Source organism: Pseudoduganella sp. OTU4001 (genome assembly GCF_038440195.1).
In the GTDB taxonomy this organism is placed as follows: Bacteria; Pseudomonadota; Gammaproteobacteria; order Burkholderiales; family Burkholderiaceae_D; genus Rugamonas.
Genome location: NZ_JASATG010000003.1, coordinates 239,939 through 261,716 on the forward strand (window position 1 = coordinate 239,939; position 21,778 = coordinate 261,716).

Consider the following 21,778-nt stretch of genomic DNA (forward strand, 5'->3'; position numbering starts at 1 on the left):
ATACGGCGCGGGACGCGATACGCAAAAAAAGGTATAAGCTAGCGCAATTAAATTACTTCTGGGTTCATCCGAAACGCCACACAATGCGCGCTTTTCGCAAGGAGAGAACATGCAGAACGACCGTCCTGCTGCGTTGTTTAGCCTGATCGGCAATACACCGCTCGCTGAAGTAACCCGTCTTGACACCGGCGCGTGCCGGTTATTCCTCAAGCTTGAATCGCAAAACCCCGGCGGCTCCATCAAGGACCGTATCGGCCTGTCCATCATCGAGGCCGCCGAACGCGAGGGCCGCCTGAAGCCCGGCGGCACCATTGTCGAGGCCACCGCCGGCAATACCGGCCTGGGACTGGCCCTGGTGGGCGCCATCAAGGGCTATAAGGTGGTGCTGGTGGTGCCGGATAAGATGGCCACCGAAAAAATCCTGCACCTGAAGGCACTGGGCGCCGACATCCGCCTGACCCGCTCCGACGTCGGCAAGGGCCATCCCGAGTATTACCAGGACTATGCGGCGCGCCTGGCCAGCGAGATTCCGGGCGCCTTCTTTGCCGACCAGTTCAACAACCAGGCCAACCCGCTGGCCCACGAAACCACCACCGGCCCGGAAATCTGGGAGCAGATGGCGCGCGAGATCGACGCCATCGTGGTCGGCGTCGGCTCGTCCGGCACGCTGACCGGCCTGTCGCGCTACTTCAGCAAGGTTGCGCCGCACGTCAAATTCATCCTGGCCGACCCCAAGGGTTCGATCCTGAAGGAATACGTGGATACCGGCCGGGTGTCGGATACCAGCGGCTCCTGGGCGGTGGAAGGCATCGGCGAGGACTTCATCCCCGCCATCGCCAATATGGGCGCGATCGCTCAGGCCTACACCATCACCGACCAGGAAAGCTTCGACACCGCACGCAGCCTGCTGCGCGCGGAAGGCATCCTGGCCGGCTCCTCGACCGGCACCCTGCTGGCGGCGGCACTCAAATACTGCCGCGAGCAGACCACGCCGAAGCGGGTCGTGACCTTCGTTTGCGACACCGGCACGCGCTACCTGTCCAAGGTGTACAGCGACAGCTGGATGTTCGACCAGGGCCTGTCGCACCGTCCGAAGCTGGGCGACCTGCGCGACCTGATCGGCCGCCTGTTCGAAAACGGCGACGTGGTCAGCGTGGCGCCGGGCGATACCCTGCTGATTGCCGTCAACCGCATGCGCGCGGCCGACCTGGCGCAGCTGCCGGTGATCGCCGACGGCAAGCTGGTGGGCATCATCGACGAGTCGGATATCCTGCTCAAGGTCGAGAAGGACGTGGCCCAGTTCAAGAGCGAAGTGGGCGGCACCATGACCACCCGCATCGAAACCCTGGCCCCATCTGCCGGCATGCCCGCCCTTCGTGATACGCTAGACCGTGGGCTGACCGCCATCGTCGCCGACGGCGGCAAATTCTATGGCCTGGTCACCCGCTACGATTTACTTAACCACCTGCGCAGGAAATTATCTTGAGCGAAAAGAAGACTAAAGCCCACCTGGCCACGCGCGTCATCCACGCGGGCCAGCATCCTGACCCATCGACCGGCGCCATCATGCCGCCGATCTATGCCACTTCCACCTTCGTCCAACAAAGCCCCGGCGTGCACAAGGGCCTGGACTACGGCCGCTCGCACAACCCGACGCGCTGGGCGCTGGAGCGCTGCGTGGCCGACCTGGAAGGCGGCGCGCAGGCATTTGCCTTCGCTTCTGGCCTGGCTGCTATTTCCACCGTGCTGGAGCTGCTCGATGCTGGCTCGCACATCGTGGCGGGCGACGATATGTATGGCGGCACCTTCCGCCTGTTCGAGCGCGTGCGCCGCCGCAGCGCGGGCCACGACTTCACCTACGTCGACCTGACCAATCCGGAAAACCTGCTGGGCGTGCTGCGCCCTGAGACCAAAATGGTGTGGGTCGAGACGCCGACCAACCCTATGCTCAAGCTGGCCGACCTGGCGGCGATTTCGCGCATCTGCCGCGACCGCGGCATCCTGCTGGTGGCCGACAACACCTTCGCCAGCCCGATCGTGCAGCGCCCGCTGGAGTTGGGCTTCGACATCGTCGTGCATTCGGCCACCAAATACCTGAACGGGCACTCGGACATCATCGGCGGCATCGCCGTGGTGGGTGGTGAAGAGCGCCAGTCGGCCTGGCGCGAGCAGTTGGCCTTCCTGCAGAATTCCGTGGGCGCGATTGCCGGCCCGTTCGATGCTTTCCTGGCCCTGCGCGGCGTGAAGACGCTGGCGATCCGCATGGAGCGCCACTGCAAGAGCGCACTGGAACTGGCGCGCTGGCTGGAGCGCGAGCCGAAAGTGAAGAAGGTGTTCTATCCAGGCCTGGAGTCGCATCCCCAGCACACGCTGGCCAAGGCGCAGATGGACGGCTTCGGCGGCATCATCTCGATCGACCTCGATACGGACCTGGCCGGGGCGCGCCGCTTCCTGGAACGCTGCGAAGTGTTCGCGCTAGCGGAAAGCCTGGGCGGGGTCGAATCCCTGATCGAGCACCCTGCCCTGATGACCCATGCCTCCATTCCCGCGGCGCAGCGCGCCACGCTGGGCATTGGCGATGGCCTGATCCGCCTGTCGGTCGGCATTGAGGATATCGAAGACCTGCGCCAAGACCTGCGCAATGCACTTGACGCCATCTGAGCGCCCTTGCAGTAACTGCGGGCGCCCGATGCGGGTGCTCGACCTGTCCGGCCACTACCAGCGGCCGGTGCAGATCGATTCGTGCCCGCAGTGCTGCCTGGTGTGGTTTGACGACACCGAGTCGGTGCGGCTGGCCGGGCCCGGGATTGCGGGGCTGGTGCGCGAGATCCATGGCGCCATGCAGGCCGGGGGCGAGCACGCGCATGCGGTATCGCTGGCCCGGGTGCAGCACTGTCCCGTATGCACGGCGACGCTGAAATCGTCTGCCAATATGACGCGTTTTGGCCGCACCACCCATCTTGAATGCCCGAACGGGCATGGCTATTACCAGACTTACATACTTTATCTTGCCGAGAAGGGCTTCGTGCGGCCGCTGGCCTGGTCCGATACCCGCTCCATGCTGGCCGAGGGCAAGGAGATGTTTTGCGCGGGTTGCGGCAGCCCTCTGCCGGCGCGGCCGCTGGAGGCTTGCCCGGCCTGCCAGTCGGCGATCGGCATCGTTGATCCCAGCCGGCTGGCCAGCGCGATCGAACGGCATAGCGAGGCTGAGCCGGAGCCGCGGCCCGAAGCGGCCCCGCCTTCCGTGCAACAACACAAATGCCATGCCTGCGGCGGCGCGATCGATGTTACGCGTGCGATCCGTTGCCCGCATTGCCATGCCCCGGTGCTGCGCACCGACACAGCCAGTGCAGCCGCCGTCGCAGCCGTTGCTGCGACTGGTGAGCGCCGCAAGCGATATGGCCGGCGCCTGAAAGGCGAATGGGGGTACAAGCGTCGCAGCAGTCAGCCAAAGCGTTTCAACATGCGCCTGGCGATTGGCCTGGTGTTCGGGCTATTGGTGTTCGGCACCCTGGCCTGGTACCGCCAGTCCGGGCCTCTCACGGCCTGGAAACCGCAGGAAGCCGGCCTGATGTCCTACAGCCAGCATTTCCGCCCCCCGGCCTTCGACTGCGATCCGAATGCATCCGTACGGCGCCTGGCGCTGGTGCGCCAGATGATCGTATCGCCCGATACCGGCACGCTGGGCGCTGCGCGTTCAGCACATGTGCGCGCCATCGCTCTGCGCAAGCAATGGGAGGTGAATGGCGGATTCGAGCGGCTGGCGGAGCCGGACAGCAATCCATTTGCCCCCGTGCAGGCCATGCAAGCCGTGGAGTTCCGCCGCGGCGAGGCGCCGCCCATCGTGGACCAGGCGGCATTCTGCCTGCGGGTGAACGAGATCAGCCCGCCGATCCTCGCGGCTGATGGTTTCCACCTGATCCAGGTGGTCGACGCGCGCTAATCGCCAGGCCGCCGCACCGGGTCCGAGATATTGAACACGCGCCGCACCAGGCTTTCCAGCGCCACGAACACGCCTTCCACGCCAAAGCCGGCAATGAAGGACAGCGCGGAGGTGCTGAGCGCCCAGTTGCCCAGCAAGCCGATCTCACTGCCCGGCGTGTGCCCGGCAGGATTGACGAACAGCGCGATGCAGGCGCCGATGGTGGCTCCCAGCGCCAGCTGCAGCAGGGCCAGCGTGTAATCGCGCGGCGACAGCAGGCTTTCCCGCATCTTGGCCCACAGACCGCGCACCACCGCCGCGCCGGCGCCCAGGATGCCGTAGCAAAGCGGCAGCACCGCCGTTCCCACCACCAGCGTTACCACGCGCGCCTGCTCCTCGGTGGTGCGGCGGTGGTAGCGTTCGCGCTCGGCGGCGGACACGCCAGCCGGCGCCACCTCCGTCTCCGGCGGTTCGCCGAACAGGCCGGCCACTTTGCCATAGCAAGCGCGCCATGGCGCCAGCCAGTTGCGCAAGTTGAAGCGCACCGTGCGCATCTGCTCCGCCAGCGCCTGACGCCGCGTGCAAAGCTGGTATTCCTCCGTCGTGCGGTACACCGGCGTGGCCACCTCGTCGACTTCGGCGCAAAAGCGTACCGGCGGCGCGGTGGCGTTGGAAGACTGCTTGATTTCCGCGTCCTCGATGGCCTTGTACAAGGTCGCCTGCTGCGCCTGCAATGCATCCAGATGCTGCAGCATCACGTTGCCGCCGGTGACATGCCAGGACACGACGCAGGTCATGACCAGCCCGACCAGCAGCAGCACCACGATCCGGAAGATGCGACGGTTGAAGCGCTCGGCTGCCTTGACCAGGCCGGGAAAGGCGTAGCGCGCCAGCGTCAGGCGGGTCGGCTTGTCGGCGTGCCCGGTGCGGCCATTGCCGTTGGCGGCATGCGGCGGGCGGCGCAACACCACCGTGCGCACCCAGTTGCGCCAGTCGCGCTGGTTATCCTCGCCCACCACCAGCAAGGTAAAGGCGATGGTCAGGCCGGTGGCCGGGCGCGCGGCGGCATTCAGCTTGTCCTTGGCGCACAGCACCTTGACCGCCTGCGCCACGCGCTGTTCGTCGCTATCCGGCGGCGTCAGGCCGATGGCGCACAGGTCGTCGATGTGCGGCTCGCAGTCGTCATGGTTGTGGAAGTTGTACAGGCTCTTGTCCCAGCGTCCGGAGATGTGGTCAAGCAGCAGGAAGACTTCATTCAGTTCGCGAACGAAGATGAAGTCTTCGATCCGTTGGCAGGCAGCGCTGCCGTTCTCATCGGATGTATTGGAAGACATGGCGCCTCCCCAATGTGCAGGTTGTCACTGAATTGTGCGCCTGCGGGCATGGAGAGGACTTTGCGCTAGCTCAAACGAAGCGCTTATTCCCCCGGGCGGTACTTGCGCTCGAGGTTCTTTTCAATGTCTTCCTTGTAGAACAGCACGTCCTTGAATTCGCCGCGCGCATACATTTCTGCCTGGTCGTTGAAATGCGGCGAGGCCGGGTCGCTCGACTGGCCGCCAGCCAGGATGCTCTTGGCGCGGATCTTCGGCCCGAACTCCACGGCCGCCACGAAGCTATTGCCGCGCTCGCCATAAATGCGCTTGGTGCGCTGCTGCGAAGTCATGCCGTAAGCCGCCAGGGCGCCCCAGTTGCCGGAAGCGAATGGCACCGGGATGCTTGGCTTGCTGTCGTCGAAAGGCTGGACGATGTCGCCGGTCAGGCGCTGGAAGCGGTTGATCTCGCCCCAAGGCGTCTTCCAGCTGCCGAAGTCATTGGCCAGCTTGTTCGAGGCGCGCACCAGCGCTTCCAGGCGCTGTTTCGGGCTCAGTTGCGAAGCCAGGTAGTCCAGCACCGGCATGCCCTTCTCACGCGCGGCCGGGCCGTATTGCTTGACCTGGTCCTGCAGCCAGTAGATCGCCAGCGAAGTCGGGACCGAGCTGACCGAATAACGCATATCCCAGTCGCGCAGCAGGGTAATCTGCTCGATCACGGCCGCCTTGGCCAGGTCGCTGGCCGGCGATTCGTCGTAAGCGCGCACCAGCAGCGGCAGCAGCGGCTCGAAGGCGGTCAGCTGGTTGTCGTAGGCGGCCGCGATCAGGCTGTCGATGGTGAAGTCCTTCTTCCCTTGCAGCACGCGCACCGCGTGGATGCCGCGTGCGTTTTCAGGGTTGACGGACATATAGGCCGGGTAGTCCTGCGGGCGCGGGCTATAGGCGCCGGCTGCGGAGTACGGCCAGTTGTTGGTGTTCTGGATCCAGCCGTTCTTCGGGTTGAACAGCTGGATGGTTTCGCGCACCCCGTGCAGGCCTTTCCAGTCGGTCGCGGGCTCAGAGCCGTCCACCGGCTTGGTGAAGTCGAAACGGGTATCGCGCACCGGCATGAAATTGCCGTGGAAGTAGGCGATATTGCCGTCCGCGTCGGCATAGACGGTGTTGTTCGAGGAATTGGTGCGCAGCTCCATCGACTTGTAGAAAGCCGGGTAATTGCGCGCCTTGGTGCGGATGAAGGACTGGGTCAGCGCCTTCAGCGGCTCGTTCATCATCGCCACCGAAACCCACTTGCCTTCGTGCTCGCGCACCACCGGGCCACGGTGGGTGAAGTACGCAGTAACGGTCTTCACTGCCATGCTGCCATCGGAGGCCTTGTACGGCAGACGCACGGTCTCGGTGCGGAAGGCGCGCAGGTCTTTGCCGTACTGGTAGAAGAACTTGCCGTTCTTCTCGACCACCGTTTCCAGGTATTCGTCGATCACGTCGCCACCGCCGGAGGTGTGCATCCAGCCGATACGGTCGTTGAAGCCCTGGTAGACGAAGAACTGGCCCCAGGTCACGGCGCCATACGCATTCAGGCCTTCCTGGCTGACGACGTGGATCTCCGGGCGGAAGTAGAACGAGGTGTGCGGGTTGATCATCAACAGCGCATGGCCCGATTTGCTCAGGGCGGGTGCGATGGCGAAACCGTTCGAGCCGCGCGGCTCCTTATCCAGGTCGCTGCCGCGCACGGCCAGGCTTGGCGCCGGGCGCTCGCCGTAGAAGGCCTTCAGCTGCTCAAGGTTGACCGATTCGATATCGCCGCCGATGCTGCCTTCGCTGAAACTGAGAGCCATCCACGGCTCGAAGCGGGTCAGCAGGCGTGGCTGCACCTGAGGGTGGGTGTGCAGGTAGAAATTCAGGCCATCGGCCCAGGCCACCATCAGTCTTTTCAGCCAATCCGGGCTGGCTTTGTACTGCGTCTGCAGCTGCTCCGGCGTAATGAAGAGCTTCATGCGCAAATCCTGGTACAGCGCCTTCTCGCCCTCCACTTCCGCCAGGCGCCCCATGGCGTTGATGAAATTCAGTTCAATGCGTTTGAAGTCGTCTTCCGATTGGGCATACAGCATGCCGAAAACCGCGTCCGCGTCAGTCTTGGCGTAAATGTGCGGGATACCCCATTTGTCGCGCATGATGGTCACGCGCTTGGCGATGGCCTGCAAGCGCAGCACCTCGGCGGGACTCAGCGCGCCAACCGCCTGCTGCGCGGCAGGCGCGGCAATGGCGGCGGGGATGGCACAAAACGCGACCAGCGCGGTACTCGGTTTATGCATGCTGTATTTCTCCCTTATTGCTCAACCAGTTGCGCAATACGTTCACGCAGTTCCGCGTTTTCAGCGCGCAGCGCGGCGTTCTTCTCTTTCAGCTGCGAGATTTCCAGGCGCAGGACCTCGGTTTCCGTCAAGGGCGCCGGGTGCTGGGATGCTTCGTAACCGCCGGTGTGGCCGTGGTCAGGATCCTCTCTCGGCGCTTTCGGCGGACGGTTGGCGGCGCGCTGCTCGCGGATTTCCCGTGCGGCTTGCTGCAGGAACTTGCGGCCGCCGGCGACGGCGGTTTTCTGGTCGTCTTCCGGCAGGCTTGCCACGGTGGCTGCGGCATTGATCGAAATGGTACCGGCACGCACCGCTTCCACCAGCTCCGGCGTCGCGCTGCGGGTGATCTTTTCGATCTGTCCCAGGGTATTGGCGCTCAGGCGCGCGGCGCGGGCGATGTCCTCGCGCTTTGCTTTTGGCTTGGGCGGCGGCGCTGGTTCTTCGTTTTCCGGATCCGGCGGGGCGATGGCGGCATCCTCCGCCTTGGCGCGCTCGATTTCCGCTTCCTGGCGCTTCGCCAGGATTTCCTGCTGGCGCAGCGCCAGCACGCCACGCTGGAAGTCCGACACGCTGCGCCGGCCTAGGTGGTTGTCGATCATCCACAGCATCACATCTTCCATGTTCTGGAAGGTGGTGTTTTGGGTGACCTTGAATGGGATGCCGTGCTGCTGGCAGATCGAATAGCGGTTATGGCCATCGACCAGGATATCGTTCCACAGCACCAGCGCATCGCGGCAGCCCTCCGCCAGCAGGCTGCGTTCGAGCGCAGTACGCTCAGCCTCGGTCAGGGGTTCGATATAGTCGCGCAGGACGTCGTTGATCTGAATTTGCATGGGGTCTTTCCGGGAATTCTGCGACCAGCATGCTACAACATTCCACGGCGATTACAAGCGTTGCCAAATAATTAAGCTCTGGATGTTAACGAACAGTCATGCCATAATAGCGGGCTACACGCCTCCGCCCCGGTGGTGAAATTGGTAGACACACCGGACTTAAAATCCGTTGGCCGCAAGGCCGTGCCGGTTCGATTCCGGCCCGGGGCACCAAAGAGCAGATATGGATCACAACCGGAATCTGACACTCTACCTTCCCGCAGCATTGATTGTGGCCTGCGCGCTTCTACTTCCAGTCGATGCGCTGTCTGCTTTGGGAATGGGCAAATTCCGTGTATCGAACACTTTCCCTGGCGATGCTTTGGTTCGAAATGCTGCTCCTGATTTTCCCGATTATTTGGATCAAGGCAGTAATGCTCAGGTCTGGCAATGGCCGGGCTGATTTATACTAGACCCATGAAACCTCTGCTTATCATTGCCGCGGCTACAGCACTGCTCACCGGTTGCGCCGGCATCGGCGCGAATACTTTCTACGCCAATCCTGCGGCTGCCAGTCCGTTTGAAATGTGCAAGACCCTCGCTACCGGTGCGCCTGATATGGACTTTGCCAATGCCCTGCGTATGGAGCTGGGCCGGCGCGGCGTGGCAGAGGCTTCCTGCCCGGATGTGATCAAGAAGCGCGAGACCATGGTGGCGGTTGGCGTGGCGGCAGGCGTGGTTGCGCTGGCTGTTGCGGCCAGCAAGCATCATGACGTTGATATTGCCGTCGGTACCTCGATCGGCATCCACGGTGGCGGCGACTATTCGCCTGCTCCGGCACAGGTGAGCGATCGTGACTGGGCCTGGGACCAGTACCTCGGCGAAAGCGGCAGCTCGATCTGGGCCTGCCGAGGCATCCAGACCGGTGCCCTCACCGACCCGTCGCGATGCGAAGGCAAACCGCTGACCGACACCACCTGGCCCGGCCAAAACTCCCCGTTCCGTTAAGGCAGCTCGGAATTCTCGCCGCGCGGAAACAGCTATGGTGAGGGTCCGCACGATTGATGCAGCCTTTCGGTTTGCGCGCCCGTTAAGTGGAGAATGAGGCGTTCTCCATGATGGGGTGGTCAAATGCAAACAAGAAATTTCATCCGCTGTGCGGCGGTGGCGCTCAGCGCGCTCGGTGCGGTGCCGGCCTCGGCGGGCACATCCGATGGCGGGATTCCCGAGTTCTGGACTTGTAGCGGCAGCTGCGGCGCTTCCGGCGCTGATGGCGTGGTGCCGCTGGCGCCGGGTGGCGGCAGCGCGTATGGTTGGATATCGACCTGGGGCAGCACCGCGCAGGCGGCATTGCCGGGTGTCGGCACCGGAGGGGCGGATGTGAACGGCACTATCCTGCGCTCGGTGTCGTTTGATGCGGCGGCGGGCGCGCAGCTGGACTTCCGTTTCAACTTCGTGTCGACCGACGGTGATGGTTATGCCGATTACGCGTGGGCGCGCCTGCTGGACCAGGACAACAACCAGGTTGCGATGCTGTTCACCGCCCGCACCACGGAAGCCGGCAACGCGATTCCCGGCTTCGGCCTGCCGGCAACGCAGGCGACCCTGACGCCCTTCCCCGTCCCGATCATGGACGGTGAGACCAAGTGGGCGCCGTTGGGACCGGACTCCGATGAATGCTACGACGTGGGCTGCGGCGCGACCGGCTGGGTACGCGCGCAGTACGCTATCGCCAGCAACGGCACCTACCGGCTGGAGTTCGGGGTCACCAACTGGGACGACCAGGACTTCGACTCGGGCCTGGCATTGGACGCCATCACAGTCGGCGGTGCGCCGCTCCCAATCCCCGAACCGGGACAATACGCGATGCTGCTGGCCGGGTTGGCCGTCCTGGGCGTCATGCGGCCGGTTCGCGGCGCTGGGCGCGGTAGATGCCGGATTGGCCGGAGAACATGAAGGCAGTGGCGCAGGCCAGCGCTGCGTATGGGCCGATCTCCGGCCCGAACAGCTCCATCGCCATCACAGTGCAGGCCAGCGGTGTGTTGGCCGCGCCCGCGAAAACTGCGACGAAGCCGATCGCTGCCAGTAGCGTAACCGGCTGTTGCAGCAGCGGCGCCAGTGCATTGCCCAAAGTGGCGCCGATATAGAACAGCGGCGTCACTTCGCCACCCTTGAATCCGGAGCCCAGAGCGCCGACGGTGAATACGAATTTGGCAAGCCAGTCCCACCAATCGAGCGGGGCACGGAAAGCTTCCACCATCGGGCCAATCCCGAGGCCGAGATAGCGATGTGGGTCAATCCCAGCGGTTGTGGCGCCGAGCACGGCGACCGCCAGCGCGATCACGACGCCGCCCACGAGCGGCCGCATTGGCGCATAGGCGAAGCGCTGCTTCATCCATGCCGCCAGGCCGTGCGTGGCGGCAGCGAACGCGCGGCCGACCAATCCGAAGACGATCCCTGCTGCGACGATGGCGGCCAATGCCAGCAGCAAGGGGCCATCCGGGCCGCCAAGCGCGCCGGAAGCGAATTGCGTGTGGCCGACGCCCCACCAGCGGGTGACATGGTCGGCCAGCAGCGCGGCCAGCATGCAGGGAAAAATCGCGCTGACCCGCATGCGGCCTACAAACAGGACCTCGAGCCCGAACACCGCGCCCGCCAGCGGCGTGCCGAAGACGGATGCGAAACCGGCGCTGATACCCGCCATCAGCACCAGGCTGCGGTCTTCGCGGCGCAGGCGGAACACGTGGGTGAGCTGGTCGGCCAGCGCGCCGCCCATCTGCACCGCCGTCCCCTCCCGCCCGACCGATGCGCCGAACAGGTGGGATACCACGGTGCTGATCAGGATCAGGGGCGCCAGCCGAAGCGGCACAACGTTCCGGGGATCGTGGATTTCGTCGATCAGCAGGTTGTTGCCCGCCTCCACGCTGCGGCCGACGCGCAAATAGATCCAGCCGACGGCAAAGCCGGCCAGCGGCAGCAGCCACACCATCCAGCGGTAGGCTTCGCGCCAGGCCGTCGCCACATCAAGCGCCACCAGGAAAAATGCGGATGCACTGCCCGCCAGCACGGCCACCAGGCCGGCCAGCAGGCTCCATTTCGCCAGGTAGCGCAGTTGCTTAATGATGTTGGTGCCCCTTGTTTTTATCCCGCGTCACTTCGACCGGCTTGGCGTCAGCCGGAGCCGGCTTGTTCGGTGCGGCGACAACTGGCGGCAATTCGCCGCTCCACTCGTAGGCTGTGGTGCCTTTCGGCGCCTTGTACCAGCCCGGGTCGGAGTAGTCGCCACGCTTCTGGTCGGGACGCACTTTCATCAATGTGAACATGCCGCCCATCTCGATATCGCCGTACGGGCCGGTACCGGTCATCATCGGCAGCGTGTTCTCGGGGATCTCCATCTCCATGCCGCCCATCGAACCGCCCTTGTCGCCCATCACCATATAGCCTGGCACCAGCTTGTTGATCTTCTGCGCCACGCCGCTGTGGTCGACACCAATCAGGGTCGGCACGTTGTGGCCCATGGCGTTCATGGTGTGGTGCGATTTATGGCAGTGGAAGGCCCAGTCGCCGGGATTGTCGGCGATGAACTCGATCGCGCGCATCTGTCCCACCGCCACGTCGGTGGTTACTTCAGGCCAGCGCGCGGTCGGCGGCACCCAGCCGCCATCGGTGCCGGTCACTTCGAACTTGTGGCCGTGGATGTGGATCGGGTGGTTGGTCATGGTCAGGTTGCCGGCGCGGATGCGCACGCGGTCGCCCTGCCGCACGCACAGCGGGTCGATGGCTGGGAACACGCGGCTGTTGAATGTCCAGATATTAAAGTCTGTCATCGTATTGACCTTGGGGACCATGCTCCCTGGTTCGATATCGTAGGCGCTGAGAAGGAACACGAAGTCGCGGTCCACGGCGTGCTGGCGCGGGTCTTTCGGGTGGGTGACCCAGAAGCCCATCATGCCCATCGCCATCTGCACCATTTCGTCAGCATGGGGATGGTACATGAAAGTGCCGGCGTGTTTTGCCACAAATTCGTAGACAAATGTCTTTCCGGGCTGGATAGCCGGCTGGCTCACACCGGACACGCCGTCCATGCCGCTTGGCAGGATCTGGCCATGCCAGTGCACGCTGGTGTGCTCCGGCAGCTTGTTGGTAACGAAGATGCGCACGCGGTCGCCCTCCACCACTTCGATGGTCGGGCCCGGGCTCTGGCCGTTGTAGCCCCACATCTTGGCGTACATGCCGGGAGCGATTTCGCGCACCACCGGTTCAGCCACCAGGTGGAATTCCTTGACGCCGTCCTTCATGCGCCATGGCAGGCTCCAACCGTTCAGGGTGACGACAGGGTTGTAGGGACGGCCGTTGGGCGGCATCAGGGGCGGCGCGGTGGATGCGTTCGGTTGCACCGGGGCTTCCGGCAGGCCGGCGGCACCGGCGCGGCTTACCATGCCGGCGCCGATCAGGGCTGCGGCGCCGTTGGCCAGGAAGGATCGACGGTTGCTCATTGGTTTACTCCTTTTCCGCCGATCGCGGCATCCAGGTTTGCATCGGCGATCCAGAACTCCTTGAGCGCGCCGATGTAGTTGTTGACGGCGGCGGTCTGCTCGCGGGCGTCCGCCAGCAATTCGAATACGGACAGCAGCATGCCGTTGTAGCGCAGCAGGGTCTCTTCCGAGATCTTCTGGCGCAACGGGATCACGACGTCGCGGTAGTGCTTGGCAAGTTCGTAGGAAGCCTTGTAGTCCTCATGGCTTTCGCGCGCTTCGCTGCGGGCATTGTGCGCGGTTGCGGCCAACCGGTTGACCGATTGCATATAGGTTGCTTCGGCATGTGCCACGCGGGCGCCGCCCCAGTCGAACAGCGGGACTTCCAGCGAGATTTCGTAGCCGCGCGAACGGTGGTCCCCTTCGCGTTCGCGGATGCCGCTCAACTCCAGCGCGTTGATGAAGCGTGTGGTCTTGGTCAGGCCGAGCGCGTTTGCCGTATGCTGGGCGGAGGCGCGCGCGGACTGCACGTCGAGGCGGTCGCGCAAGGCCGCGGCTTCGGCGTCCGCGATATCGCGCTGGGCCGCGGGCAATTCCGGCAAGCGGGCCGGCAGGCGGAACGCCAGGTCGGGACCAGCGCCGGCGCCGGTGGCCGGAACGCCCAGCAGGCGGGCCAGCTTTTCGCGGCTGGCGGTGGCGGCCTTGCGGGCGCGCGCCACATCGGCGATGGCGTCGGCGTGGAATGCTTGCTCGCGCGCCGCGTCGTATTTGCTCCAGTTGCCGGAGGCCTGCATGCGCTTGGCCAGCTCACCGCTGGCCTCCGCGGCGTCGCTGATCTGCTGGGCATACTCGACGCCCTGCTGCGCTGCCACGGCTTCGATCCAGGCCAGGCGCGCCTGGTGGGCCATGCCAACCGCTTCACCGGCCAGTTCCAGCTTGATCTGCTCGAAGCGCTGCGCCTCGATGCGGCTGGCCAGAGGTAGCGTCAGCAGCTGGATGAAGTTGATGCTCAGGGTACGCTCGATGGCCACGTCGCCGCCGCCATGCGTACGTTTGAAGCTGAAGCCGGGGTTGGCCAGGCGTCCTGCCTGCACCAGTTCCGCCTCGGCGACGCCCAGGTCCCAGTAGCGGGCCTGCAGGCTGCGGTTATTCAGCAGCGCCACCTGCACCGCGGCGTCCGCGCTTAGCGGCTCGGCCAGCAGCTTGCGCAGCTGTTCGTCCAGCGCGCGCCGGTCTTCGTCGTTGCGCAGCATGCGGGTCTCGGCGCCGCTGCGGGATTTGGTGGCCTGTGCCACTGCGCCGAAGCCGCCATCGTTCGAGAACGTGGCGCATCCGGACAGCAGCACTGCCGTGGCGGCAGCTGCCGCCAGTTTGAATACTTGCTTCATGATGTGTTTTCCAATGCTTGGTCGCCCTGCGCGGGAGGGCAGGATAAGCCGGCCCACACGGGCCGGCAGCTGTCAGGCAAGGACCGCCCGGGGCGGACGTTTGGGAAGGGCCAGGTCTACCGGCTGGGGAGGTTCGGGATCGGCCAGGCGCAGGCGCGTGACGGGTTGCGGCTGGGCCGCCGCCTGCGGTGTCGCATAGGCCAGTGCCGCGCCGAGGCAGCAATCGCCCATGCTGGAGCATTTGGCGCTGCTGCCGCAGTCATGCTGGCTATCCGCGGCAACCGCTTGCATGGCGGAATGGTCGTGCGCCGCCCCGCAGCGCAGCATGCTGGCCGAAGCAAAGCCCTGGAAAGGCAATGCCACCAGCATCAGCCACAGCGCAATGACACGGATCACGGATTTCATGGGCTGCGATATTAACATGCCAGCCTTAGAAGCGGCTTATGAGCCTGACATAGGCGCCACGTCCCACCGCCGCCCTGGGGCTGGCCGCCTGTGAGCCACGCGTTTCATCATGATCCCGGTCCAGGGCATTGCTGGCGCCCAGTGTCAGGTCTAGCCGGGGCCGCAGGCGCCAGTTCAGGTTCACGTCCAGCGCCGTGTACGAAGGGAGATCGGTGTAGCGCAGGGGGCTGACCCGGCGCAGCGTCACGTCGAGGTCGCGGCCTTCGCCCAGCGCCAGCGACGAGCGGATCCGGACCGTATGCATCGGATCATAATTTTCGCGTGTCGAATTATTAAATTCCGGTACGCCCGGCTTCATCCGGAATTCCTCATGCATGGCGGTGAAACCGGCGCCCAGCCGCCACGCTTCGGACAGCTGGAGATTGCCCCAGGCTTCGATGCCGCGCGTGTCGCCTTCCAGGTTGTTCTCGATAGTAAACAGCACCCGCGGCTTCAACTCGGTGACAGTGCGCAGCCGGTCGTAGCGAGCGCGGTACACGGTGACCGAATAATTGGCGCGATTGCCAAGCTGCTGGCGCAAGCCCAGTTCCGCCACCTTGGCCACTTCCGCCTGGAAGTCCGCGCCGCCGCGCAGCACGGCGCCGCTTTGCGAAATATAGATGTCGCGGTCAAGCCGGGTCGGCGCGCGCACGGTACGCGTCAGCGACGTCCACCACATGGTGTCCGCGTCCGGTTTCCATGCCAGGCGCAGGTTGGGCAGGAACTCGTTGCCGGTGTAGCCGTTCCGCTCCAGGCGCAGGCCGGCGGTCAGCTTCAACTGCCCGCTCAGGGAAATCGTATCCTGGGCGAACAGGCTGCCCCAGCGCAGGCTGGTATGCGCCGGTATAAAGCCAACACCAGTCTTATTGGCGACCCGGTCGCGCGCAAAGCGGTACTCGCCGCCCAGCACCAGTTCATGCCTGCCCTGCGGTGCGAAATTGTAGATGCCCTGCGCGTCGAGCACGTCCAGGTCCTCCAGGAAGGAGCCTGTATGGTCGCGGTGCGTACGGTCGTAATAGAACAGCAGGTTCCAGCTGGCGCCCCCCATCAGCTGGTGGATCCAGTGGGCCATGAGGTTCGCGCCGTTCAGGCGCGCAATCTGCGGGCGCGGCACGTCCCTGCTCGGCAACTGTCCTTTTCCGCTGTGGTAGGCATCGCCCTGCAGCGTAATGCTATCGGCGCCACGCTGCCAGTCGCGCCGGAAGCCCGCCTGGGCGTAATGCCAGGCATCCCCCAGCTTTTCCCCCGACAGCCGTTCCGCGCTCGGCATGGCGTAATCCATCGCGTAAGCACGCCATGCGCCGTCTTCCGCTGGCGCACCGTGGCTGACAGTAGCGCCCGACTGCTGCTGGCCCCAGCGCGCGTCGAGCGAGGTGCCGAGCGTCGCAGCGGCCGCCTTGGTAATGATATTGATCACGCCATTCATGGCGTTGGTGCCCCACAGGGTGCCGCCCGGCCCGCTGATCACTTCTATCCTTTCAATGGACTCCATGGGCAGGTATTGAGCATCCCAAAACACGCCGGAAAACAGCGGCGAGTAGATCGAGCGGCCATCAATCATGACCAGCTGCTTATTGGTGCCGTTGCCGGAAAAGCCGCGCGCGGTGACCACGTAGCCGCCAGCCGTCGACACCGCAACGTGCAGGTTGGGGGCAAGCCGCAGCGCTTCCGGCAGGCTGCGCGCACCGGAGCGCCGCAGGTCTTCGGCGGTGATGACGAAGATCGATGCGGGCGCATCGCCCAGCCTTTCCTCGCGCTTGGAGACGGATATGACCTTCACGTCGCTCAGTTCTTCCAGTGACATGTTGGCAAACATGTCCCCGCCCTGCACAGTCGAGGCAGTGGCGGTGCCGGCAGCCCACGCCGCCAGCAGCACTACAGGATACTTACAGTTCGCGCAGTACATGCAAGCCTCCGTCTCAGAAACGGCTAGACACTTTCACGTATACGCCGCGCTCGATCTGGGCGCGGGTGGGCTCTTCAAAAAATTCAGCATGCGATGGCCCCAGCAGATTGGTGCCGCCGACTGCCACTTCCAATCCTGGCCGAGGGCGCCAGGCAAAGCGCAGGTCGAGCGCCTCGTAGTTCGGTACCGCCGGCGTCCACAGCTTGCCAACGTGGCGCAATGCCAGATCCAGCTCCATGTTTGCGCCCAGCTGCCATGCAGAGCGCAATTGGAGCGTATGGCGCGGCGCCTGCCCTTGCAGGTTGAGTGAGCGCCCCAGGTCCGTCACGCCGGGCTTGAGCCAGAACTCCTGGTGGTGGCCGGTGGCGGCCAGCGTGATGCGCCAATGCCGCGTGGCCTGGAACTGCCCCCACAGTTCGATGCCGCGCGTTGCAGCCTCCATGCCGTTGGCAAACACGACGTAGCGCCGGGTCGGTCCCAGCTCCAGGGTATGAAGCTGGTCGTACACCGCCCGGTACAGGTTGACCGAGTAGCTGATGCGGGCATCCGCCTGGCGCCGGTAGCCCAGCTCGAAAAAGCGTCCTATCTCGGATTCGAAATTGGGGCCGCCGGCCAGCTGGTACGGCGGCACCGACGGGATATACAGGTCGCGGTCCAGGCGCGACGGTGCACGCACCGTCCGCGACACCGCGCCCCATAGCAGGCTGTCGGCGCCGGGCTTCCACGCCAGGCGGAGGCTGGGCAGGGACTCGCTGCCCGTATAGCTATTGTGCTCGAGGCGGATGCCGGCGGTCAGTTGCAGCGCCGGCGACAGCGTCACAGCATCCTGCACAAACAGGCTGCCCCAGCGCATCTTCAGGTCGGACGGCAGCACACCGATATATTTGCTGTTGACGACGTGGTCATCCGCATAGCGGTACTCGCCGCCCGCCACCAGCGCATGGCGCCCCAGCGCCGGCAGCATGTATTGCAGCTGCACGTCGCCGATATCCAGCGTTTCCTGCAAAGTCGGCGGGATGGTGCGCTCGGTACGGTCGTAATACGCGCGCAGCTGGAGCTGGCCGCCATCGGCGAAGCTGCGGGTCCAGTGCGCCATCAGGTTGCCGCCGCTGAGCGTGACGTTGCCAAGGTCGAACCGCACGCCCACGGACAGCATGCCCGGCTGGGGCTGGCCACGACGCGCACGGTATGCGTCGCCCTGCAAGGTGACGCGGTCATTGCCGCGCTCCCAGTCGACGCGGAATCCGGCCTGCGTCTTGTGGCCGTCATCGTCCATCGGCGTTCCCCTGGCGGTGTCGGTGCCCTCGTTATGCAGGGCCATGCCATAGATGCGCCAGGCGCCGCCGGCAAAGCTGGCGCCGTAACGCGCCACGCCATCCTGCCGCAGGTTGCCGGCACTGGCGGAAAGCAGCGCGCCGCGCGTATCGGCCGCGCGCCGGGTGATGACATTGATTACCCCGTTGACGGCATTGGTGCCCCACAGCGTACCGGCCGGACCGCTGATGACTTCAATGCGCTCGATGGATTCCAGCGGCACATCATTGGCATCCCAGAACACCCCGGAGAAGAACGGCGTGTACACCGAGCGGCCATCGAGCAGCACCAGCATCTTGTTGCCGGAGCTGCTGGCAAAGCCGCGCGCAGTCACGATATAGCCGCCGTTATAGTGCATGCTGACGTGCAGGTTGGGAGCCAGCCGCAAAGCTTCGGGCAGGTTGGCGGCGCCGGAGCGCCGGATATCCTCGCCGCTGATCACGAACACGGCAGCGGGGGCATCGGCCAGGCGTTCGCTGCGCAGCGAAACGGTGGTGACGCGCACATCGCTCAACTCCTCGAGCGACATGCTGGTCAAGTCCTGGGAAGGATCGGCAAAAACGGGAGCAGCAGCAGGCGCAAGCACCGCTGCAAGGGCAACAGCAATCCATCCTGAGTTAGCCATCCGCGCTCCCGGAGTACTGTCGAAAATATTATCATGACGACAGGATTGAGGGTTGCACGAGTACCTTGCAACGTAAAACGCATAAGGCTCGCCTGCCATATCAGGATTATTTATAATGGCAGCGCTCGTTTCAACCTACTATCCTGCTATGAAGCCTCAGATCCAGGGTTTTTTTGACCCCAACACCTCGACCGTCAGCTATGTGGTTTACGAAGCCGACGGCAGCGAATGCGCCATCATCGATTCGGTGCTCGATTACGAGCCGAAGTCCGGCCGCACCGCCACCACCTCGGCCGACAAGATCATCGCTTTCGTGCGCGAGCACAAGCTGGTCACCACCTGGCTGCTGGAAACCCACGCCCACGCCGACCACCTGTCGGCCGCGCCCTACCTGCAGGAACAGCTGGGCGGGCAGATCGGCATCGGCGCCGGCATCTGCAAGGTGCAGCACGCGTTTTCCGCCATTTTCAACCGCAAGGCCGAAAAGGAAGACGGCTCGCAATTCGGCCACCTGTTCCAGGCGGACGAAGTGTTCATGATCGGGAAACTGGAGGCGCACGCGCTGCACGTGCCGGGCCATACGCCGGCCGACATGGCTTACCAGGTGGGTGATGCGGTGTTCGTGGGCGACACCATGTTCATGCCCGATGTCGGCAGCGCGCGCTGCGACTTCCCGGGCGGCTGCGCGGGCGATCTGTATAAATCGGTGCGGCGCCTGCTGTCGCTGCCGCCGGAAACGCGCCTGTTCATGTGCCACGACTATCCGCCGGCAGGCCGTGAAGCGAAATGGGAAGTGACGGTGGCCGAACAGCGCGCCGCCAACATCCACGTGCACGATGGCGTCAGCGAAGAAGAATTCGTCGCCATGCGCACCCAGCGCGACGCCACGCTGCAGATGCCGGTGCTGATCCTGCCTGCGATCCAGGTCAATCTCAGCGCCGGCCACCTGCCGGAGGCCGAGGATAACGGCGTGCGCTACCTCAAGATCCCCCTCAACGCCCTCTGACACATCAGCCCGTGTCCCACCCTGGGGTCACACCCCAACCGAGACACGAACTCAAGCGCTATGCTGCCGAGTCCGTGTCCCACTTGGGGTGTGACCCCATGGTGGGACACGGGCTCGGGTGTGGCGCTTACTTCTGCTCGGGGGCGCGGCCGATCGGGTCGTCGGTGTTGGCCAGGTACCAGGTCAGCGCCGACAAAACCGCCACGTGGCGCTTCATGTTCAGCGGGTCGACTTTGTCGAAGGTGTCCGCTGGCGTGTGGTGGTAGTCGAAGTAGGCGCTGGTGTCCACATACGGCATGAACGATGGCACGCCGCCCGCCTCCAGCTGGTGCACGTCGGCGCCGGAAGCGGAATCGCGGCGGTTGAACACGCCGGCGCCAATCGGTAGCAGGGCTGCCTGCAGCGGTGCGAAGTACTTCTCGGCTTCGCGCCGCACGCCGCCTTGCACGCCGAAGGTGCGGCCGACGCCGCCGTCGGTCTCGATCGCGGCGAACTGCTTGTCCAGCTTGTCCTTGTTGGCCTGGAAGTAGGCATTGCCGCCGCGCAGGCCATTCTCTTCATTGGCCCACGCCACCATACGGATGGTGCGGCGCGGTTGCAGGCCCAGTTGCTTGAGGGTGTGCAGCACGCCCATCGAGGTGGTCACGCCCGTGGCGTCGTCATGCGCGCCGGTGCCCAGGTCCCAGGAATCCAGGTGGCCGGATACGATCACCACTTCATCCGGCTTTTCGGTGCCCGGCAGATCGGCGATCACGTTGAAGGTGTCGGCTTCCGGCAGGATCTGCGGGGTCAGGGTCAGCTTCATCTGCACCGGACCGCGCTTCAGCAGGCGGCCGATCAGCATGGCGTCTTCCGCCGTCACCGCCGCCGCCGGAATGCGCTGGCCATCCTTCATATTGGTGGCGCCGGTATGCGGCAGGCGGTAGGTGGCGCCGCCCACGGAGCGCACCAGCGCTGCCACGGCGCCCAGTTCTGCGGCGCGCGCCGGGCCGGTGCTGCGGTAGCGCGAGCCATGGCCGTAGGCATTGCCGGCCAGGCCGCGGTCGGCCATGCCCTGGTCGAACACCACGTCGAACAACACGATGGCGCCCTTCACTTCCGCCGCGCGCGCTTTCAGTTCATCGAAATCCTTGACGATCACCACCGGTGCGGTCAGGCCGGCGGCCGGGGTGGCGCCGGAGCCGCCCAGGGCGGTCAGCACCACGCGTTGGGTAATGTTGGCCGGACGGCCCTTGTAATCCACCAGTTCGCCCTTCTCTTCGCCGCGCACCCAGTGCGGCACCTTGACCGGCTGCAGCGTGACTTTGGCGCCCAACGCGCGCATGGCGGCGGCCACCTGTTCCACGGCGGCGGCGCCACCGGCGGAACCGGACAGGCGCGGGCCGACCAGGTCGGTCATGTCTTCCAGGCGCTGGTAGGACCAGTCGCTCTGCATGGCGGCATCGCGGATCTTGCCCAGGGTGGCGGGATCGTTCGGGCCGGCGGCGGCAATGCCGGAGAAGCCTGCGCCCAGCAGGCAAACAAACAGGGCGGAAAGTGCGGGCTTACGGAAGTTCATGCGTTTCCTGTGAGAAGGTGAAGTTTCGCTCAGAACTGCAAACAATAGCCTATTTATAAATCTTCTGCAGAGTGGGCAACTTAACGATACAAATTTCTCCCTCCTGTGCAGTTTGTAAGAATGTGTATATGCAGTGGCGCAAGCAATTGCGCATGGCTAATCTACGCTTCAAGGATTGATTGAAAGGGGACTTACCATGTTCAACAAACGTTTTGCCGGTCTGGTTTTGATGGGCGCCGCCCTCACCGCTTCTTCCGCCGCTTTCGCAGCTGGCGACCGTGATTTCAACACCGCCGCCGGCGCCGTACTGGGCGCGGCCATCGGTAGCCAGAATGGCAGCGGCGGCGCCCTGGTGGGCGGCCTGGTAGGCGCTGCTGTCGGTAATTCCCTGTCGTCCGGCGGCCATCACCACCGCGGCGGCTATGTGCAGACCCGCGTCTACTCGCAGCCGCCCCCGGTCTACTACGAGCCGGCGCCGGTCTACTACGCCGCACCGCAGCGCGTGTACTACGAGCCTGCGCCACGCGTGTACTACCAGCCTGCCCCGGTCTATTACGAACCGCGCGGCGTGGTGTATGTGGAAGGCCGGGGCCATGGCCGCGGTCATCACCGCCACCATCGTCACGGCTGGTAAGAATTCCTCCCCCCATGAAAGCCCGGCACTTTG

18 protein-coding genes and 1 tRNA gene are annotated in these 21,778 nt (G+C 64.7%); 9 read left to right on the top strand and 10 right to left on the bottom strand.

The features are described from left to right. The first annotated feature begins 109 nt into the window (after positions 1-109). From AAHE99_RS04640 to AAHE99_RS04650, 3 genes are read left to right on the top strand one after another with little or no spacing between them, the layout of a single operon-like run. Positions 110-1,486, top strand: a complete 1,377-nt coding sequence (locus AAHE99_RS04640) for a pyridoxal-phosphate dependent enzyme (RefSeq protein ID WP_342114899.1) — start codon at positions 110-112, stop codon at positions 1,484-1,486. Further along, positions 1,483-2,661 (top strand): trans-sulfuration enzyme family protein, encoded by a 1,179-nt coding sequence (locus tag AAHE99_RS04645; protein ID WP_342114902.1) that lies wholly within the window; start codon positions 1,483-1,485, stop codon positions 2,659-2,661. The genes AAHE99_RS04640 and AAHE99_RS04645 overlap by 4 nt, the downstream gene beginning before the upstream one ends. Positions 2,662-2,689: 28 nt before the next feature. Further along, positions 2,690-3,943 (top strand): peptidylprolyl isomerase, encoded by a 1,254-nt coding sequence (locus AAHE99_RS04650; RefSeq protein ID WP_342114904.1) that lies wholly within the window; start codon positions 2,690-2,692, stop codon positions 3,941-3,943. Here the strand turns inward: AAHE99_RS04650 and AAHE99_RS04655 are convergent. From AAHE99_RS04655 to AAHE99_RS04665, 3 genes are all read right to left on the bottom strand, one after another. Further along, positions 3,940-5,256 (bottom strand): hypothetical protein, encoded by a 1,317-nt coding sequence (locus tag AAHE99_RS04655; RefSeq protein WP_342114906.1) that lies wholly within the window; start codon positions 5,254-5,256, stop codon positions 3,940-3,942. The two genes, AAHE99_RS04650 and AAHE99_RS04655, sit on opposite strands and share 4 nt — an antisense overlap. 83 nt (positions 5,257-5,339) lie before the next feature. After that, positions 5,340-7,544 carry a penicillin acylase family protein gene (locus tag AAHE99_RS04660; protein ID WP_342114908.1) on the bottom strand — a complete coding sequence of 735 codons (2,205 nt, stop codon included), beginning with the start codon at positions 7,542-7,544 and terminating at the stop codon, positions 5,340-5,342. Between the two features lie 14 nt (positions 7,545-7,558). Then, a complete protein-coding gene (locus tag AAHE99_RS04665; protein WP_342114910.1) occupies positions 7,559-8,416 on the bottom strand; it encodes a hypothetical protein in 858 nt (285 codons plus the stop codon). A 126-nt stretch (positions 8,417-8,542) separates the two neighbouring features. Between AAHE99_RS04665 and AAHE99_RS04670 the strand changes: the two genes are divergently transcribed. The 4 genes from AAHE99_RS04670 (at position 8,543) to AAHE99_RS04685 (ending at position 10,351) form a co-directional block, all read left to right on the top strand. Beyond that, positions 8,543-8,629, top strand: a tRNA-Leu gene (locus tag AAHE99_RS04670). 10 nt (positions 8,630-8,639) lie between these two features. Beyond that, the gene (locus AAHE99_RS04675) at positions 8,640-8,858 is read left to right on the top strand and encodes a hypothetical protein (RefSeq protein WP_342114913.1); all 219 of its coding nucleotides are present in this window, start codon (positions 8,640-8,642) and stop codon (positions 8,856-8,858) included. A gap of 14 nt (positions 8,859-8,872) precedes the next feature. Further along, a complete protein-coding gene (locus tag AAHE99_RS04680; RefSeq protein WP_342114915.1) occupies positions 8,873-9,403 on the top strand; it encodes a hypothetical protein in 531 nt (176 codons plus the stop codon). Positions 9,404-9,526: 123 nt separating this feature from the next. Next, entirely contained in the window at positions 9,527-10,351 is an 825-nt protein-coding gene (locus AAHE99_RS04685; RefSeq protein WP_342114917.1) for an NF038132 family protein, read from the top strand. Here AAHE99_RS04685 and AAHE99_RS04690 read toward each other — a convergent pair. From AAHE99_RS04690 to AAHE99_RS04715, 6 genes are all read right to left on the bottom strand, one after another. Then, positions 10,293-11,468: a voltage-gated chloride channel family protein gene (locus tag AAHE99_RS04690; RefSeq protein ID WP_342114919.1), complete on the bottom strand. Its 1,176-nt coding sequence runs from the start codon at positions 11,466-11,468 to the stop codon at positions 10,293-10,295. The genes AAHE99_RS04685 and AAHE99_RS04690 overlap by 59 nt on opposite strands. Positions 11,469-11,511: 43 nt before the next feature. Then, positions 11,512-12,891 carry a multicopper oxidase family protein gene (locus tag AAHE99_RS04695; protein WP_342114921.1) on the bottom strand — a complete coding sequence of 460 codons (1,380 nt, stop codon included), beginning with the start codon at positions 12,889-12,891 and terminating at the stop codon, positions 11,512-11,514. Then, a complete protein-coding gene (locus AAHE99_RS04700; protein WP_342114922.1) occupies positions 12,888-14,258 on the bottom strand; it encodes a TolC family protein in 1,371 nt (456 codons plus the stop codon). Before AAHE99_RS04700 ends, AAHE99_RS04695 begins: the two co-directional genes overlap by 4 nt. Before the next feature lie 72 nt (positions 14,259-14,330). Beyond that, positions 14,331-14,663, bottom strand: coding sequence for a hypothetical protein (locus AAHE99_RS04705; protein WP_342114924.1), 333 nt, complete (start codon positions 14,661-14,663; stop codon positions 14,331-14,333). 25 nt (positions 14,664-14,688) lie between these two features. Next, entirely contained in the window at positions 14,689-16,608 is a 1,920-nt protein-coding gene (locus AAHE99_RS04710; RefSeq protein WP_342114926.1) for a TonB-dependent receptor plug domain-containing protein, read from the bottom strand. Between the two features lie 13 nt (positions 16,609-16,621). After that, positions 16,622-18,547 carry a TonB-dependent receptor plug domain-containing protein gene (locus AAHE99_RS04715; RefSeq protein ID WP_342114927.1) on the bottom strand — a complete coding sequence of 642 codons (1,926 nt, stop codon included), beginning with the start codon at positions 18,545-18,547 and terminating at the stop codon, positions 16,622-16,624. Between the two features lie 148 nt (positions 18,548-18,695). Here AAHE99_RS04715 and AAHE99_RS04720 point away from each other — a divergent pair, with 148 nt between their 5' ends. Next, positions 18,696-19,553: an MBL fold metallo-hydrolase gene (locus AAHE99_RS04720; RefSeq protein ID WP_342114929.1), complete on the top strand. Its 858-nt coding sequence runs from the start codon at positions 18,696-18,698 to the stop codon at positions 19,551-19,553. Between the two features lie 127 nt (positions 19,554-19,680). Here the strand turns inward: AAHE99_RS04720 and AAHE99_RS04725 are convergent, their stop codons facing one another. Next, positions 19,681-21,111 carry a M20/M25/M40 family metallo-hydrolase gene (locus AAHE99_RS04725; RefSeq protein ID WP_342114931.1) on the bottom strand — a complete coding sequence of 477 codons (1,431 nt, stop codon included), beginning with the start codon at positions 21,109-21,111 and terminating at the stop codon, positions 19,681-19,683. A gap of 196 nt (positions 21,112-21,307) precedes the next feature. Here AAHE99_RS04725 and AAHE99_RS04730 point away from each other — a divergent pair, with 196 nt between their 5' ends. Next, complete coding sequence (locus AAHE99_RS04730; protein WP_342114933.1) at positions 21,308-21,745, top strand: hypothetical protein; 438 nt, start codon at positions 21,308-21,310, stop codon at positions 21,743-21,745. The last annotated feature ends 33 nt before the right edge of the window (positions 21,746-21,778 follow it).